This window comes from Streptomyces luteosporeus (genome assembly GCF_039532865.1).
Lineage (GTDB): Bacteria > Actinomycetota > Actinomycetes > Streptomycetales > Streptomycetaceae > Streptomyces > Streptomyces luteosporeus.
In genome coordinates this window covers 21,980-37,221 of the sequence record NZ_BAAASL010000023.1, presented here as the reverse complement: position 1 = coordinate 37,221, position 15,242 = coordinate 21,980, and the positions used below count along the sequence as shown (strand labels likewise).

Below are 15,242 nucleotides of genomic sequence, written 5' to 3'. Positions count from 1 at the left end.
GTGACCGCTCCAGCCTAGTGCGTGCTCGATACTGGAACGCATGGCTTACGACGATCTTCGCTCCTTCCTGCGGGCCCTGGAGCGCGACGGCGATCTCAAGCGCATCACGGCCGAAGTCGACCCGTACCTGGAAATCGGGGAGATCGTCGACAGAGTGAACAAGTCCGGCGGGCCGGCGCTGCTCTTCGAGAACGTCAAGGGCGCCTCGATGCCGCTCGCGATGAACGTCTTCGGCACCGACCGGCGCCTGCTGAAGTCCCTCGGCCTGCGCTCGTACGACGAGATCGGCGAGAAGATCGGCGGTCTGCTCAAGCCGGAGCTGCCGCACGGCTTCACCGGGGTGCGCGAGGCGTTCGGCAAGCTGGGCGCGATGGCCCACGTGCCGCCGCGCAAGATCAAGGACGCCCCCGTCCAGGAGGTCGTCCTCACCGGCGACGACGTCGACCTGGAGCAGCTGCCGGCGCTGTTCACCTGGCCCGAGGACGGCGGGTCCTTCTTCAACCTGGGCCTGACGCACACCAAGCACCCCGAGACCGGGGTGCGCAACCTCGGCCTGTACCGCCTGCAGCGGCACGACAAGCGCACCATCGGCATGCACTGGCAGATCCACAAGGACAGCCGCAACCACTACCAGGTCGCGGCCAAGCGGGGCGAGCGGCTGCCGGTCGCCATCGCCTTCGGCTGCCCGCCGGCGGTGACGTACGCCTCGACGGCGCCGCTGCCCGGCGACATCGACGAGTACCTCTTCGCCGGCTTCGTCCAGGGCAAGCGCATCGACATGGTCGACTGCAAGACGGTGCCGCTGCAGGTGCCGGCCAACGCCGAGGTCGTCCTGGAGGGCTGGCTGGAGCCCGGGAAGATGCTGCCGGAGGGGCCCTTCGGCGACCACACCGGCTTCTACACGCCGCAGGAGGACTTCCCGGCGCTGACGATCGACTGCGTGACGATGCGGCGCCGGCCGCTGCTGCAGTCCATCGTCGTGGGCCGGCCGCCGACGGAGGACGGCCCGCTGGGCCGGGCCACCGAGCGGTTCTTCCTGCCCCTGCTGAAGATCATCATCCCGGACATCGTGGACTACCACCTGCCCGAGGCCGGCGGCTTCCACAACTGCGCGATCGTCTCGATCGACAAGAAGTACCCCAAGCACGCGCAGAAGGTCATGCACGCCATCTGGGGCGCGCACATGATGTCGCTGACCAAGCTGATCGTGGTCGTCGACGCCGACTGCGACGTCCACGACCTGCACGAGGTGGCCTGGCGGGCGCTGGGCAACACCGACTACGCCCGCGACCTGACCGTCGTCGAGGGCCCGGTCGACCACCTCGACCACGCCTCGTACCAGCAGTTCTGGGGCGGCAAGGCGGGCATCGACGCGACCGCCAAGTGGCCCGAGGAGGGCTACACGCGTGACGGCGGCTGGCCGCACATGGTGGAGTCGGATCCGGAAACGTCCGATCGAGTGACTCGGCGCTGGAAGGAGTACGGGCTGTGACACAGGCCGTCAACATGGGATACGGCAGCGCGAAGCCGGGGTTTCCCCGCTTCCGCGGGGGTGAACCGGAGTACGGACTGTGAGTTCCGCTGCCGCCGCCGTACCGCAGCCCGGGCGCACGCGGGCCTTCCTGCGCCTGGTGATGATCGAGCACTCGGTCTTCGCGCTGCCCTTCGCCTACATAGCGTCGCTGACGGCGATGTACTTCAAGAACGGTCACATCGGCTGGTGGCGCCTGCTGCTGGTGACGATCGCCATGGTGGGCCTGCGCACCTTCGCGATGGCCTGCAACCGCATCATCGACCGCGAGATCGACGCCCGTAACCCCCGCACCGCCGGCCGCGAGCTGGTCACCGGCGCGGTCTCGGTGCGCTCGGCGTGGACGGGCGCGCTGGTGGCCGTCGTCTTCTTCCTGGGCGCGGCCGCCCTGCTCAACCCCCTGTGCCTGGCGCTGGCGCCCATCGCGGTGGTCCCGATGGTGGTCTACCCGTACGGCAAGCGCTTCACCGACTTCCCGCACGCGATCCTGGGCCTGGCCCAGGCCATGGGCCCGGTCGGCGCGTGGCTGGCGGTGACGGGCTCCTGGTCGTGGGACGCGGTGGTGCTGGGCCTGGCGGTGGGCGTGTGGATCGGCGGCTTCGACCTGATCTTCGCCTGCCAGGACGTGGCGGCGGACCGTGCGCACGGGGTGAAGTCCACCCCGGCCCGCTTCGGCATCCCCGCGGCCCTGTACGGCGCCCGCGTGTGCCACGTCGTCACGACGGCCCTGCTGGTCTGGTACGCGCTGCTGACGCACGCGGGGGCGTTCTTCTGGACGGGCCTGCTGGTGGTGGCCGCGGCGTTCGTCTACGAGCACTCCATCGTCACCCCGCGCGATCTGTCCCGGCTGAACCGGGCCTTCTTCACGGTGAACGGTTTCATCGGGATCTGCCTTTTCGGCTTCGCCTTGCTGGACCTCGTCTACCGTGGTCTCGGGTGGTAGCCGATCCACCGCCTGGCCCCGCGCATGCGGGGATGTTCCCAGCGCCATCCCGATGAAGCCGTTGACGGTGATGTGGTCCCCGCATTCGCGGGGTTGACGGCGAGAGGGCGGCACCCCCGCAGGGGTGCCGCCCTCTCGCCGTGTCGCGACGGGGACGTCAGACGTCCTTGCCGTCCTTGCCGGCGCCCATGGCGAACATGGCGGCGCCCATCAGGTCCTGCGGCTTGAGCTCCTTGGCCCCGGCGGGGGCGGTGAGAGCGGCGGCGCCGTTCTTGAAGGTGATGGCGATCGGCAGCGGGCCCTGGAGCTTGTCCTCGGCCTTGGCGTCGTCGTTGAACTGGGCGGCGTCCAGGCTCAGGCCGGCCAGCATGCCGTCCTTGATCGACAGGTCGAAGACGAGGTTCTTGTCCTTCTTCTTGTCGAGCTCGTCCAGGTCCTTGTTGAGCTTGTCCAGCGACGGGGCCTTGTCGCCGAGCTTGTCCTTGAGGGGCTTGAGGCCCTCGGCGAAGTCCTTGGCGACCTTGTTCGCCGGGACGGTGGCGGTGACGTGCTCGACGCCGTTCTTCTTGCCCGCGTCCTTGACCTCGGCGTTGTCGACCAGGGCGCGCTGCAGGACCTCGTAGACCTTCTTCTGGGTCTCGGGGTCGGGCTGCGTGCTCTTTCCGCTGCCGGACTTGTCCATCGACTTGGCGAATTCCTCGAAAGTCGCCTTGTCGAGGCTGACCCACTCGCCCTTGAGGGCGTTCTTGGCGCCGCCCAGGGAATCGGGGAGCTGGTCGGCCTGCCGGATCAGCTTCTCCATCGTCCGGCTCTCGGCGTCGCCCGAGCCGGGCTTCTTGCCGTGCTTCTCGGCGAAGGCCATGACGGCCTTGAGGTCGACGCGGAAGTAGCTCTTGTCGCCGAGCTGGCGGGCCTCCAGGACCGGCTTGCCGCCGCCCTCGCCGAGCTGCATGCCGTACTTGAAGCTCTTGTCGTCCGCCTTGGCGTCCTTCAGGGCCGTGTCGGAGCCGAAGGAGTAGTCGAGCTTCAGCTTGGCGAGCATCGCGGCGTCGTCACGGGTGAAGTCGTCCTGGCCCTGCATGGCCTTGAAGATCTGGTCGGCATTGGCGTCGAATCCGATCTCCAGGGAGAGCGACTTCTGCTTGCCGAGCTTGTCGAAGGCCTGCTTGACCTTGGCGGCCGTGCTGAGGCTGTTGCTCGGGTCGCAGGCCGTGGAACCCGCGGCGATGATCGCCACGACGCCGGCGGCGGCCAGAGCTTTTCGCGTGGTGTGGATGGTGCGCTCCCCCATTGACGGAACTTGGCAAAAGATAACTAAAGTGCAAAACGATCGATCATGTCAAAGCTCTTTTACGACATCCTGACAGGGGCCAACTGACCCTTCGCACAGGCCCCCTTCCGTCACCGATCCCCGGGCGGACCGCCTGGTCAGGCCCGCAGCGGGAGGCGCCGGATAGGCTCGGGGCGTGGAGCCGTACGAACACACAGCGCAGCGCCGGCCCTGGGTCGTGGGTGTCTCCGGTGCGTCCGGGACGCCGTACGCCGCGGCCGTCGTGCGGGGGCTGCTGGCGGCGGGGCAGGCCGTGGACCTCGTGGTCAGCCGGGCCGCGCGGTTGACGCTGCTGGACGAGACCGGGATCCGCTTCCGGGACGCGCACTGGCAGGAGGACCTGCGCAGCTGGCTGGCTCTGGGGGCGGACGGCAAACCGCACGCCTTCGACGCGGACGTCTCGGACGTGCGGTACTGGGCGGCCGGTGATCTGGCCGCGGGTCCCTCGTCCGGGTCGTACCCCGTGCGGGGGATGCTGATCGTGCCCGCGAGCACCGCCTGTGTGGCCGGGGTGGCGCTGGGACTGTCGAAGGACCTGCTGCAGCGGGTGGCGAGCGTGACGCTCAAGGAGCGCCGGCCGTTGATCGTCGCGGTGCGGGAGACGCCGCTGAGCGGTCAGACGCTGCGCCAGCTCGTGGCGCTCGACGACGCGGGAGCCGTGGTGCTGCCCGCTTCGCCGGCGTTCTATGCGGGGGCGACGCACATCCAGGATCTGGTGGACTTCGTCGCCGGGCGGGTGCTGGACGCGGCAGGGGTGCCGCACCGGCTGTACCGCCGTTGGGAAGGAGAGCTCGGTGGTGCGAGCGGTGCTCGCGAGAGCGGTTAGCGCTTCTTGTCGCGCGCCAGGCGGAGCTTGGAGGCGCGGCGGGGAGCGGCGGACTGGTGGGCACGCGAGCGGTTGGCCAGGTCCTGCAGCTCGCGCATACGGGCGTAGGCCATCTCGATCGAGTACACGGGTGCTTCACTCCTGAGAGATCGAAGGATCGTCGTTGATTCGCTGATCTGGTGAAAGATTTACGGGGTGTCGCGCCCCGTACGCCTTAGATTCTACACGTAAACCGGCGAGATCGCTGATTATTTGAAAGGTTCCAGGCTATGGACGCGGTGGACAGGCAGCTCATCCAGGCGCTGCGGGAGAACGGCCGGGCCTCGTACGCCGAACTGGGCAGGCTGGTCGGCCTGTCCGGGCCGAGCGTCACGGACCGGATCAACCGCCTGGAGGCGGCCGGTGTCATCACCGGCTACCGGGCGACCGTCAACGCCGCCTCGCTGGGCCTGGGCGTCACCGCCCTGATCGGCATCCAGCTCTCCGACGCCGCCGACCACGAGGACGTGGCGCGCCGGCTGCGCGACCTGGAGGAGATCGAGGACTGCTGGTTCATCGCCGGCGACGACTCCTACATGCTCAAGGTCCGCGTCGGCGACGTGGACGGGCTGGAGCGCACCATCCGCCGCCTGTCCGGCACCAAGGGCGTGGCCCGCACCCGTACCACCATCGTGCTGTCGACCAAGTGGGAGAACCGGGTGGGAGAGCTGCCCGAGGACGTCTGAGGGCGGGGGAGTAGGCTCGGTCCGGTTGCGAGGGGACAACCGGACCGAACCTTGCCGGATGTAGCGAAAGAGGCGGACGCATGGACGCTGGGCTCAAGCGCGAGCTCGAGGAAAAGGTCTTCGCCGGTGAGCGGCTGACCCGCGAGGACGGCATCGCCCTCTACGAGTCCGACGACCTCGCCTGGCTCGGCGGACTCGCCCACCACGTCCGGACGAAGAAGAACGGCGACGTCGTCCACTTCAACGTCAACCGGCACCTGAACATGACCAACGTGTGCACGGCCTCGTGCGCGTACTGCTCGTTCCAGCGCAAGCCGGGCGAGAAGGACGCGTACACGATGCGCATCGAGGAGGCCGTGCGCCTGGCCAAGGCCATGGAGAACGAGAACCTCACCGAGCTGCACATCGTCAACGGCCTGCACCCCGCGCTGCCCTGGCGCTACTACCCCCGCTCGCTGCGCGAGCTGAAGAAGGCGCTGCCGGAGGTCTCCCTCAAGGCGTTCACCGCCACCGAGATCCACCACTTCGAGAAGATCTCCGGCCTGTCCGCCTCCGACATCCTCGACGAGCTGATCGACGCCGGCCTGGAGTCGCTGACCGGCGGCGGCGCGGAGATCTTCGACTGGGAGGTGCGCCAGCACATCGTCGACCACGAGACCCACTGGGAGGACTGGTCGCGCATCCACCGCCTGGCGCACTCCAAGGGCCTGAAGACCCCCTGCACCATGCTCTACGGGCACATCGAGGAGCCGCGCCACCGCGTGGACCACGTGCTGCGGCTGCGTGAACTGCAGGACGAGACCGGCGGCTTCCAGGTCTTCATCCCGCTGCGCTACCAGCACGACTTCGTGGACATGAAGGACGGCAAGGTCCGCAACACCCTGCAGGCCCGCACCAGCATGGCCACGGGCGCCGAGGCGCTGAAGACGTTCGCCGTCTCCCGGCTGCTGTTCGACAACGTCCCGCACGTGAAGGTCTTCTGGGTCATGCACGGCGTGCAGACCGCCCAGCTCGCCCTGCAGCACGGCGCGGACGACATGGACGGCTCGGTCGTCGAGTACAAGATCACGCACGACGCCGACAACTACGGCACGCCCAACAAGCTCACGCGCGACGACCTGCTGGAGCTGATCCGCGAGGCCGGCTTCCGCCCGGTCGAGCGCAACACGCGCTACGAGGTCATCCGCGAGTACCCCGGCCCCGACGCCTCGCTGCGCGAGACGCCGCAGCCGATGCGTGCGTGACCGGTGCGCGGGGGGCGTGTTTGACTGGATGCGGCCCGTCGGGCCGTCCGTGAGAAGTGCTGGAGAAGAAGGTCCCGCCCGTGAGTAGCCAGAAATACGCCTCGCTCCGTTACACCGCCCTGCGTATCGGCCTGCTCGTCGCATGCTTCGCCGTCGTGTGGGTGCTGTGCTACGTCCGCCTCGTGCCGCTCGGGATCGGCGGTTCCAACATCTTCTGGATGCTGCTGCTCGCCCTGATCATCTCGGCGCCGCTGAGCCTGGTGCTGCTGCGCAAGCAGCGCGACGCGATGTCGGAGCAGATCGTGGACCGCGTCGACCGGGCGAAGGCGAAGATGGCCGCCAACGCCGGCCAGGAGGACCAGGCCTGAGGCACCGAGCGGCCTGAGCCGACGAGAGGGGCAAATCGCCCTTTTCGTGTAACTCTCCTCACATTGCGTCCCGCTCGCGCCCTGCGCCCCGCTGTGGAAGCACCGCTCCACGGCGGGGCGCAGGCGCGTTCCGGGGCGCTTTTTGCATGCGCGCTTCCCAAAGTCAACCTTTGGGATGCTCAAAGCATGAGTGTTAGGGTGACCGGCATGTCCACGTCCCCGTCTCCTGCCGCCACCCCGCGCGGCCGCACCGCCCGCTTCCCCTCCATACCCTTCTGGGCCCAGATCCTGCTCGGCCTGGTCCTGGGCGCCCTGCTCGGCTGGGTCGCCCGGAGCGGCGACATCGGCTGGCTGCAGACCACCCTGGCCAAGACGGGTGACCTGTTCATCCAGCTGCTGATGGTCGTGGTCGCCCCACTGGTGTTCTTCGCCATTCTGGTCTCGATCACCAATCTGCGGAACGTCTCCAACGCGGCCCGGCTGGCCACCCGCACGCTGCTGTGGTTCATGATCACATCGCTGATCGCGGTCGTCATCGGCCTCGCCATCGGTCTGCTCACCGACCCCGGCTCCGGCACCGGCCTGACCGCCGCCGACGGTGGCGACCCGAAGAAGAAGGGCTCCTGGCTCGACTTCCTCACCGGCATCATCCCCACCGACGTCATCACGCCCTTCACCGAGCTGAACGTCCTGCAGATCGTCTTCATGGCCGCGGCCGTCGGCATCGCCGTCCTGCAGGTCGGCGAGAAGGCCCGCCCGCTGCTCACCCTCAGCGAGTCCGTCCTCGAACTGCTGCAGAAGGTCCTGTGGTGGGTCATCCGGCTCGCCCCGCTCGGCAGCCTCGGCCTCGTCGGCAAGGCCATCTACAAGTACGGCTGGGACCTGCTCGGCAAGTACGCCACCTTCACCGCCGACATCTACGTCGGCTGCGCCCTGGTGCTGTTCGTCGTCTACCCCGTACTGCTGGCCACCGTCGCCAAGGTCAACCCGCTGCGCTTCTTCCGCGGCGCCTGGCCCGCGATCCAGCTGGCCTTCGTCTCCCGCTCCTCGGTCGGCACCATGCCGCTGACCCAGAAGGTCACCGAGCGGCTCGGCGTGCCCAAGGAGTACGCCTCCTTCGCGGTGCCCTTCGGCTCCACGACGAAGATGGACGGCTGCGCCTCCATCTACCCGGCCATCGCGGCGATCTTCGTCGCCCAGGTCTTCGGCGTCCACCTCGACGTGCGCGACTACGTCCTGATCGCCTTCGTCTCCGTCATCGGCTCCGCAGCCACCGCGGGCCTGACCGGCGCCACGGTCATGCTGACCCTGACCCTGTCGACGCTGGGCCTGCCCATGCAGGGCGTCGGCCTGCTGCTGGCCATCGACCCGATCCTGGACATGATGCGCACCGCCACGAACGTGGCCGGCCAGTCGGTCGTCCCGATCATCGTCGCCGCGCGGGAGAAGATCCTCGACCGCGAGGCGTACGACACGGCCGACGGCTCCAAGCTCGACGCCGACCCCGAGCCCCAGCCGGCCCTGGCCGCCGCCTGAGCCTCCTGATCGCCGAACGCCCCCGGCTCCGCAGCGGAGCCGGGGGCGTTCGCCGTGGCGCCCGCGTCACCGGCCGGGCGCCCCGGCCTTGAGAGCGGCCACCGTGTACGCGTACGGGTGGGAGGCGGCCGCCGGGGCGGGGGCGGGGCCGTTGGGCCGGTAGCCGACCGTCACCTCGAACTCGGCGCCCGTCTGGGCCGTGTAGGTGCCCAGGCCCGGGACGGCGACCGTGTGGTGGTCGGTCAGGTGGACGCCCGGCGGCAGAGGAACCGCGGCCAGAGCCCTGTCGTACACCGGTTCCGTCGTCGAGCGGACCGTGTGGCCCGGGGCGCAGGCGCCGCCGCTGTTGCAGTCCGTGCGGATCAGGGATCTGGTGAAGCTTCCGCCCAGGTCGCCGACGAGGTGCACCGTGCCCGTGCTCTTCGTCTGCAGGAGCACGACCCGGACGACGGCGGTGGTGTGGGCCGGCACGGGGACCTGCTGGGGCGTGGCGGTGTACGTCTGCTCCTCCGACGTCGTCCGGGTGCCGGACTCGCCCCACGTCCACGTCGCGGTGAACTCCGCGCCGCCCTTGAGGGCGTCGCCGAGCCGGGCCTCCGCGGAGACCTTGGTCGAGGTGGAGAACTGCCGGGTGACGGTGGTCGACACCGTCTGCGTCACCGCCTTGCTGAAGCCCTGGCTGGTGAGCGTCATCGGGCTGTCGGTGGTGTTGGTCAGTTGCGAGGTGCCCACGAACCAGCTGGCGCCGGGGCCGGTGACCGGGTCGCCGTCCGGGACGACCTGCAGGTGGGAGAAGGTGACGCCGGAGGCGTCGTTGCGGGCCGAGACGTGGCTGGTCGTGGGAATGCCGGCGCGGCCCCACTGGTAGCTCCAGTGGCGGTTGTCCCACGTGGCCGCGTAACTCCGCTCGGCGTCCCAGGTGCCGGGATCGCCGTACTGCACCAGGTCGGTCAGCAGACCGTCGAGGTCGGCGGGGTACGGCGGGGTTCCGTGGCCGGCGGCGAAGGCGTTGCCGGGTGCCGCCGCGACGGCGAGGGCCGCCATGGCGGCGACCGGCGCCACGAGGCGGGCGAGGCCCCTGGGGCGCATGGACTTCTTCACGGGTTGCTCCCTGGATCACGCGGCTCCGCCCGCATCGCTCGGGATGCCTGTCGGCAGGAGCCGTTGGTCTCAGCCAACCCCCGGTAACCGTGACGACCGGACGTGTTGATGCTTTCGATGCGGCCGTGCGGCCCGCCCTGACGCGTTCCTTGCGCGGCCGTCCGGGCGGTGGTGTCCGCGGCTTGATCCACGCCCTTGACGTTTTCCGGGCCTGTGATATTACCTGCCGGTAGCGTGACGGGGGAGGGAGGGATTTTTTGTCATGACGCTCGCGAGTGACGCACGAACCGTTCAGGCCGCGCCGGCCCCGGGGCCCGCCGGCCGCAGGCGCGCAGGGGGCAAGGTGCGGCGCATGCCGCGCGAGGTGCGGGAGCGGCAGATGCTCGACGCCGCCGTGGAGGTCTTCGCCCGGCGCGGCTACCGGGCCGCCTCGATGGACGAGATCGCCGAACTGGCCGGGGTCTCCAAGCCGTTGGTCTACCTCTACCTGCAGTCCAAGGAAGAGCTCTTCGGCGCCTGCATCCGGCGCGAGGCGCACGCCCTGATGGAGGCGGTCACGGCAGCCGTCGAACCCGACGCCCCGGCGGACGCCCGGCTGTGGAACGGGCTGCGCGCCTTCTTCGCGCACACCGCCGACCACCCCGACGGATGGGCGCTGCTCAGCTGCCAGGCCCGTACGCACGGCGAGCCGTTCACGCCGGTGGTGGCCGAGCTGCGGCAGCAGATCGTGGACGTGGTCACCCGGCTGATCGCCGCGACCTGCGAGGACGCGGGCCGGGCCGGGGCGCCGGCCGACCACGAGGTGTCCGGGCTCGCGCACGCGCTGGTGGGGGCCGCCGAGTCGCTGGCCGGGTGGGCCAACTCGCCGACGGGCGCGCAGCCTTCGGCGAAGGAGACCGCGGCGACGCTGATGGATGTGGCCTGGGTGGGCCTGGAGAACCTCGTGTCGGGGCGGCGCTGGTCGCCGACGGCCCCTCCTCCGGAGGACGCCCCGTAGGGGCGCGGGGAACTGCGCGACAAGCCACGACGCGCCCGCAGGCGGGGTGCCGTGTCGCGCCCGCGCGGCGGCAGCCGCAGGTCGCCCCTGATGGGGGCGCCGCGGTCTGGTGGGGCGCTCGGGCGCGGGCGTACATTTGCGGCCACGTCCTACCGCCGGGTAGGCCGATCTCGCATGTGGGTCTTTGAACAGGAGCCGCACATGTCCGCATCCGTGCCACCCCGCACCACCACTGTCGCCGGCGTCGTACGGGAGGCGGTCGCGCCGGCCCTGGTGGCGCCCGTCCTGCACGGTTCGCTGGGGGACCTGCCGTTCGACAACGCCGAGGCCGATCCCTGCTTCGTCGCACTCGGCCGCAAGGAGCCCGGCGGGCTGTGGCGCGAGGTCACCTCGGCCCGCTTCGCGGCGGAGGTGCGCGCGGTCGCCAAGGGGCTGGTCGCGCACGGCCTGCGCCCGGGCGACCGGCTGGCGTTGATGGCCCGCACCCGCTACGAGTGGACGCTGCTGGACTTCGCCGGCTGGGCGGCGGGCCTGGTCACCGTGCCCGTCTATCCGACGTCCTCCGCCCGGCAGGTGCACTGGATCCTGAAGGACTCCGGGGCCGCGGCGGCTCTGGCGGAGACCACGGAGCAGGTGCGGCTGATCGCCGCCGCCCGCCCGGACCTGCCGGCCCTGGCCCACGTGTGGCAGTTCGACGCGGGCGCGGTCGAGCGGCTGATCGCCGCGGGGCGGGGGCTGCCGGACAGCGTGATCGACGAACGGCGCGCCACCCGCGGCCCGGAGGACATCGCCACCCTCGTCTACACCTCCGGCACCACCGGCCGCCCCAAGGGCTGCGTCCTGACGCACGCCAACTTCTTCGCCGAGGTCGACAACGCCACCGAGCTGCTGCACCCCGTCTTCCGCACCCTCAGCCGCCGGCCCGCCTCGACGCTGCTGTTCCTGCCGCTGTCCCACATCCTGGGCCGCATGGTCGCCGTCGGCTGCCTGCGCGCCCGGGTGCGGCTGGGGCACACCGGGTCGATGGCCGCGGACGACCTGCGCGCCGATCTGGCCGCCTTCCGGCCCACGTTCCTGCTGGCGATCCCCTACGTGCTGGAGAAGATCTACAACACCGGCCGGGCCACGGCCGAACGCATGGGCCGCGCCGCCGCGTTCGACCGCGCCTCGCGCGTCGCGACGCGCTACGGCCAGGCGCTGGCCGCGCGGCAGCACGGCACCGGTCCGGGGCCGGACCTGCGGCTGCGCGCCGCCCGCGCGCTGTACGACCCGCTGGTCTACCGGCGGGTGCGCCGGGCGCTCGGCGGCCGGGTCCGCCACGTCATCAGCGGCGGCTCCCCGCTGGGGGTGCGGCTGACCGCGTTCTACGCCGGCGCCGGCATCGAGGTCGTCGAGGGCTACGGGCTGACGGAGACCACCGCGGCCAGCACCCTGACCCCGCCGGACGCCCCGCGCCCCGGCACGGTCGGCCGGCCGCTGCCGGGCAGCGCCGTGCGCATCGCCGACGACGGCGAGGTGCTCCTGCGCGGGCCGCACGTCTTCGCGGGCTACTGGGACGGGGAGAAGGAGGAGGCGGTCCCGCCGGGTCCGCAGGGGGCGGGTCAGTGGTTCGCCACCGGCGACCTGGGTTCCCTCGACGCCGACGGCTATCTGACGATCACCGGCCGCAAGAAGGAGATCATCGTGACGTCCGGGGGCAAGAACGTCGCCCCCGCGCCGCTGGAGGACCGCGTGCGGGTCCATGCGCTGGTGGAGCAGTGCGTGGTCGTGGGCGACGACCGGCCGTACGTCACCGCCCTGATCACCCTGGATCCGGACGGGCTGGAGCACTGGGCGCGCATGCACGGCCTGGACGGCGTGCCGGCGGAGGAACTGGCCCACGACGCGGGCCTGCTGGCCGAGGTGCAGGCGGCGGTGGACGAGGCGAACGAGGGGGTCTCGCGGGCGGAGTCGATCCGGCGGTTCGCGGTGCTGGAGGGGGAGATCTCCGAGCGCAGCGGCCACGTGACGCCGTCGCGCAAGCTGAAGCGGGGGGCTATCGCGCGGGACTTCGCGGACGACATCGCGGCGCTGTACAGGGCGTGAGGGCCCGGGGCCTCACGCCCCGGACCCGTTGGGTGGTGCGGCCCGGTGGGCCGGGTTGTGCCCACCCGTTCCTCCCCCAGCTACCGCTGAGGGGACCCCCAGCGGAACGCCTGCCCACAACCGGTTAGCAGTTGCCCTCGGTTGTCCTTCCCGCGAAGCGGTCCGCCAGCCAGTTGGCGGCGGGTATCGCCTCGGCGACGGCGCCCGCGACGTGTTCGGCCAGCGGGAGGGACTTCCACTGGACGGTGGCGCCCTTGGCGCACCAGTCGGCGCGCAGCCCGGTGCCGACCGCGTAGGGGATCAGCTCGTCGAGCGCGCCGTGGTAGAGGTACACGGGGCGGTCGGGGGCGTGGGTGCCGAGGTTCGAGGAGCGCAGGGCGCGCTGCCAGTCGCCCTCCTTCAGCGGGTTCTTCACGGTCACGTCGTCGATCCTCTTGAAGAGACCGGCGGCGACGTCGACGACGACGCAGTGCTGCTTGAAGTAGTCGATGTACCGGCGGCCCTCGTCGTTGAGGTACCTCTCCAGGTGCAGTTCGGGGAAGGCCGCGTTCTGGCCGGCCGCGGCCATGAGGATCAGGCCGGCGCCGACGTTGCCGTCGTTGTACTCGGCGGTCCTGAGCAGGTCGGCGGGGACGCCGCCGGCGACGGTGCCGCGTACGTCGAGCTCGGGCGCGTACGAGTCGTGCAGTTCGGCGGCCCAGCTGCTCGCCTGGCCGCCCTGGGAGTAGCCCATGATGCCGACCGGGGAGGCGCCGAGCCCGGCCTGCGGCAGCCGGCGGGCGGCCCGGGCGGCGTCGAGGACGGCGTGGCCCTCGGCGCGGCCGACCGCGTAGGTGTGGTCGCCGGGGGTGCCCAGGCCCTCGTAGTCGGTGACGACGACGGCCCAGCCGCGGGCGGTGAGCAGCTGGATGAGGTTGGCCTCGACCGTCGTGCCGTACGGGAAGCCGGCGGAGGGGGCGCACGGGTCGGCGAGGCCGACGGTGCCGACGGCGTAGGTGATCAGGGGGCGCGGCCCGGTGCGGCCGTCCTGGGGGACGATCACGGTGCCGGAGACGACGTTGGGCGTGCCCTTGGCGGTGGTGGAGCGGTAGGTGATGTGCCAGGCGCGGGTGTTCGTGGGCTGGCCGGGCAGGGGGTGGAAGGAGGTGGGGGCGGCGCTGACGACGTCGCCGGGGGATCCCGCGGCGACGTCGGCCGTGGCGGTGCCGCCGGTCAGGCCGAGGGCGGCGGTCAGGGCGGCGAGGGCGGTGAGCGCTCCGGCCCGCAGGCGGGCGGGGCTGCGCGGGTGGGTACGGCTCCACAGGTGCATGCGGCTCTCCCAACGTCCGGGGACGACGGTCGGTTGGGGTGAGACCGTAGTGACCGGTGAGTAAGGGGGCGCTGGCCGGGACGCTCAGCTTTCCTGGCCTCGGTGGTCGGCGGGCTGCCGTTGGGTGCGCACGGCGCCGTGCAGCCGGTAGGCGCCGGGGGTGGTGCCCGTCCAGCGGCGGAAGGCGCGGTGGAAGGCGGTGTCCTCGGAGTAGCCGAGGCGGGAGGCGAGTTCGGCGATCGGTTCGCGGCCCTCGGTCAGGTGGGCCACTGCCGCCTCCCGGCGCACCTGGTCCTTCAGCCGCTGGTAGGAGGTGCCCTCCTCCTGCAGCCGGCGCCGCAGCGTCGCGGGGCTCACCGCGAGACGGGCGGCGAGCTGGGAGACCTCGGGCAGCCGGGCGGGCCGGCCCTCCCGCAGGGCGTGGACGAAGGCGCGGCGCACCTGTTCGGCGACGGTGACGGCGATGGCGGGCCCGGGGCGGCCGATGAGGCCGGCGGGGGCGCGGCGCAGCAGGTCGCGCAGGGCCTCCTCGTCGCGCACGACGGGCGCGGTCAGCCGGCGGGCGTCGAAGGCGGCGGCCGCCGCGGGGCCGCTTCCGGGGCGGCCGAACCGTACGGGGCAGCCGAAGACCAGGGCGTACTCGGCGGCGTACGGGGGTGGAGGGCAGGTCAGGCGCACCCAGCGCAGCGGCAGGGGCCGGCCGGTCAGCCAGCTCGCCAGCCGGTGGAAGAGCACCAGCGCGCTCTCGGCGAGGAACCGGCCCTCGGGGTGGCCGCCCAGGTCGTTGCGCACGGCGAACACCGCCTCGCCGCCGTGCCGTTCGAGCGCGAGGTCGGGGCCGCCGGGGAAGAGCCCGTAGAAGCGGGCCGCGCGGCGCACGGCCGCGCCCAGGTCCGCGCAGCCCACGCACAGGTGGCACATCATCGCGAACGTGCCCGGCCGGCTGGGCACGGATCCCAGGCCCAGGAACTCGTCGCCCGTGGCCTCGTGCAGCTCGCGCACCAGATGGGCGAAGCGCTCGGGTGCGACGCGCGCGGCGTCGTCGCCCAGCAGCAGCGGCGGGATGCCGGCGCGCTGCAGCAAGGGCGCGGTGTCGATGCCGAGCCGGCGGGCGCCGCCGAGGGCGGCGCGGACGTGGTGCACGGTGACCGAGCGGCTGCCGATGCTCCCCATGCCCGAACCGTAGCGGCGGGTGAGCGCCGCGGTCAGTGGTGCTGACGCTTCCGGTCATCCCTGCGGGCCGGGCA

The 15,242-nt window shown here is 71.4% G+C and carries 14 protein-coding genes; 9 read left to right on the top strand and 5 right to left on the bottom strand.

What is annotated here, in order from left to right; genetic code table 11:
• Positions 1-40 precede the first annotated feature (40 nt).
• On the top strand, positions 41-1,492 hold the full coding sequence (locus tag ABD361_RS25500) for a menaquinone biosynthesis decarboxylase (RefSeq protein WP_344438385.1): 1,452 nt from the start codon (positions 41-43) through the stop codon (positions 1,490-1,492).
• Between the two features lie 79 nt (positions 1,493-1,571).
• Entirely contained in the window at positions 1,572-2,474 is a 903-nt protein-coding gene (gene mqnP, locus ABD361_RS25495; RefSeq protein ID WP_344438382.1) for a menaquinone biosynthesis prenyltransferase MqnP, read from the top strand.
• Positions 2,475-2,631: 157 nt separating this feature from the next.
• Here the strand turns inward: mqnP and ABD361_RS25490 are convergent, their stop codons facing one another.
• Positions 2,632-3,765, bottom strand: coding sequence for a hypothetical protein (locus ABD361_RS25490; protein ID WP_344438380.1), 1,134 nt, complete (start codon positions 3,763-3,765; stop codon positions 2,632-2,634).
• A gap of 175 nt (positions 3,766-3,940) precedes the next feature.
• On the opposite strand from ABD361_RS25490, the gene ABD361_RS25485 reads away from it, so the two are divergent.
• Positions 3,941-4,630, top strand: coding sequence for a UbiX family flavin prenyltransferase (locus ABD361_RS25485; protein WP_344438377.1), 690 nt, complete (start codon positions 3,941-3,943; stop codon positions 4,628-4,630).
• Here ABD361_RS25485 and ABD361_RS25480 read toward each other — a convergent pair.
• Positions 4,627-4,758, bottom strand: coding sequence for a hypothetical protein (locus ABD361_RS25480; RefSeq protein WP_344438516.1), 132 nt, complete (start codon positions 4,756-4,758; stop codon positions 4,627-4,629). The genes ABD361_RS25485 and ABD361_RS25480 overlap by 4 nt on opposite strands.
• 141 nt (positions 4,759-4,899) lie before the next feature.
• Between ABD361_RS25480 and ABD361_RS25475 the strand changes: the two genes are divergently transcribed.
• The 4 genes from ABD361_RS25475 (at position 4,900) to ABD361_RS25460 (ending at position 8,503) form a co-directional block, all read left to right on the top strand.
• Entirely contained in the window at positions 4,900-5,355 is a 456-nt protein-coding gene (locus tag ABD361_RS25475) for an Lrp/AsnC family transcriptional regulator (RefSeq protein ID WP_344438375.1), read from the top strand.
• 80 nt (positions 5,356-5,435) lie between these two features.
• A complete protein-coding gene (gene mqnE, locus ABD361_RS25470) occupies positions 5,436-6,599 on the top strand; it encodes an aminofutalosine synthase MqnE (protein WP_344438373.1) in 1,164 nt (387 codons plus the stop codon).
• Between the two features lie 80 nt (positions 6,600-6,679).
• Positions 6,680-6,967 (top strand): DUF4229 domain-containing protein, encoded by a 288-nt coding sequence (locus tag ABD361_RS25465; protein ID WP_344438371.1) that lies wholly within the window; start codon positions 6,680-6,682, stop codon positions 6,965-6,967.
• Positions 6,968-7,174: 207 nt separating this feature from the next.
• Positions 7,175-8,503, top strand: a complete 1,329-nt coding sequence (locus tag ABD361_RS25460) for a dicarboxylate/amino acid:cation symporter (RefSeq protein ID WP_344438369.1) — start codon at positions 7,175-7,177, stop codon at positions 8,501-8,503.
• A 66-nt stretch (positions 8,504-8,569) separates the two neighbouring features.
• Here the strand turns inward: ABD361_RS25460 and ABD361_RS25455 are convergent, their stop codons facing one another.
• On the bottom strand, positions 8,570-9,604 hold the full coding sequence (locus ABD361_RS25455) for an ETX/MTX2 family pore-forming toxin (RefSeq protein WP_344438367.1): 1,035 nt from the start codon (positions 9,602-9,604) through the stop codon (positions 8,570-8,572).
• Between the two features lie 352 nt (positions 9,605-9,956).
• Here ABD361_RS25455 and ABD361_RS25450 point away from each other — a divergent pair, with 352 nt between their 5' ends.
• Together ABD361_RS25450 and ABD361_RS25445 are read left to right on the top strand one after the other, a co-directional pair.
• On the top strand, positions 9,957-10,601 hold the full coding sequence (locus tag ABD361_RS25450; RefSeq protein WP_344438365.1) for a TetR/AcrR family transcriptional regulator: 645 nt from the start codon (positions 9,957-9,959) through the stop codon (positions 10,599-10,601).
• 201 nt (positions 10,602-10,802) lie between these two features.
• Entirely contained in the window at positions 10,803-12,686 is a 1,884-nt protein-coding gene (locus ABD361_RS25445) for an AMP-dependent synthetase/ligase (RefSeq protein WP_344438363.1), read from the top strand.
• A 124-nt stretch (positions 12,687-12,810) separates the two neighbouring features.
• Here ABD361_RS25445 and ABD361_RS25440 read toward each other — a convergent pair whose 3' ends face one another.
• Both ABD361_RS25440 and ABD361_RS25435 read right to left on the bottom strand, forming a co-directional pair.
• The gene (locus tag ABD361_RS25440; protein WP_344438361.1) at positions 12,811-13,995 is read right to left on the bottom strand and encodes a lipase family protein; all 1,185 of its coding nucleotides are present in this window, start codon (positions 13,993-13,995) and stop codon (positions 12,811-12,813) included.
• A gap of 84 nt (positions 13,996-14,079) precedes the next feature.
• The gene (locus tag ABD361_RS25435) at positions 14,080-15,168 is read right to left on the bottom strand and encodes an AraC family transcriptional regulator (RefSeq protein WP_344438359.1); all 1,089 of its coding nucleotides are present in this window, start codon (positions 15,166-15,168) and stop codon (positions 14,080-14,082) included.
• Positions 15,169-15,242 lie beyond the last annotated feature (74 nt).

Excerpts from the sequence above, each read along its gene's own strand:
- ABD361_RS25500 (WP_344438385.1), top strand. The coding sequence starts at position 41 with ATGGCTTACGACGATCTTCGCTCCTTCCTGCGGGCCCTGGAGCGCGAC.
- ABD361_RS25490 (WP_344438380.1), bottom strand. The coding sequence starts at position 3,765 with ATGGGGGAGCGCACCATCCACACCACGCGAAAAGCTCTGGCCGCCGCC.
- ABD361_RS25475 (WP_344438375.1), top strand. The coding sequence starts at position 4,900 with ATGGACGCGGTGGACAGGCAGCTCATCCAGGCGCTGCGGGAGAACGGC.
- mqnE (WP_344438373.1), top strand. The coding sequence starts at position 5,436 with ATGGACGCTGGGCTCAAGCGCGAGCTCGAGGAAAAGGTCTTCGCCGGT.
- ABD361_RS25460 (WP_344438369.1), top strand. The coding sequence starts at position 7,175 with ATGTCCACGTCCCCGTCTCCTGCCGCCACCCCGCGCGGCCGCACCGCC.
- ABD361_RS25450 (WP_344438365.1), top strand. The coding sequence starts at position 9,957 with ATGCCGCGCGAGGTGCGGGAGCGGCAGATGCTCGACGCCGCCGTGGAG.
- ABD361_RS25445 (WP_344438363.1), top strand. The coding sequence starts at position 10,803 with ATGTCCGCATCCGTGCCACCCCGCACCACCACTGTCGCCGGCGTCGTA.
- ABD361_RS25440 (WP_344438361.1), bottom strand. The coding sequence starts at position 13,995 with ATGCACCTGTGGAGCCGTACCCACCCGCGCAGCCCCGCCCGCCTGCGG.
- ABD361_RS25435 (WP_344438359.1), bottom strand. The coding sequence starts at position 15,168 with ATGGGGAGCATCGGCAGCCGCTCGGTCACCGTGCACCACGTCCGCGCC.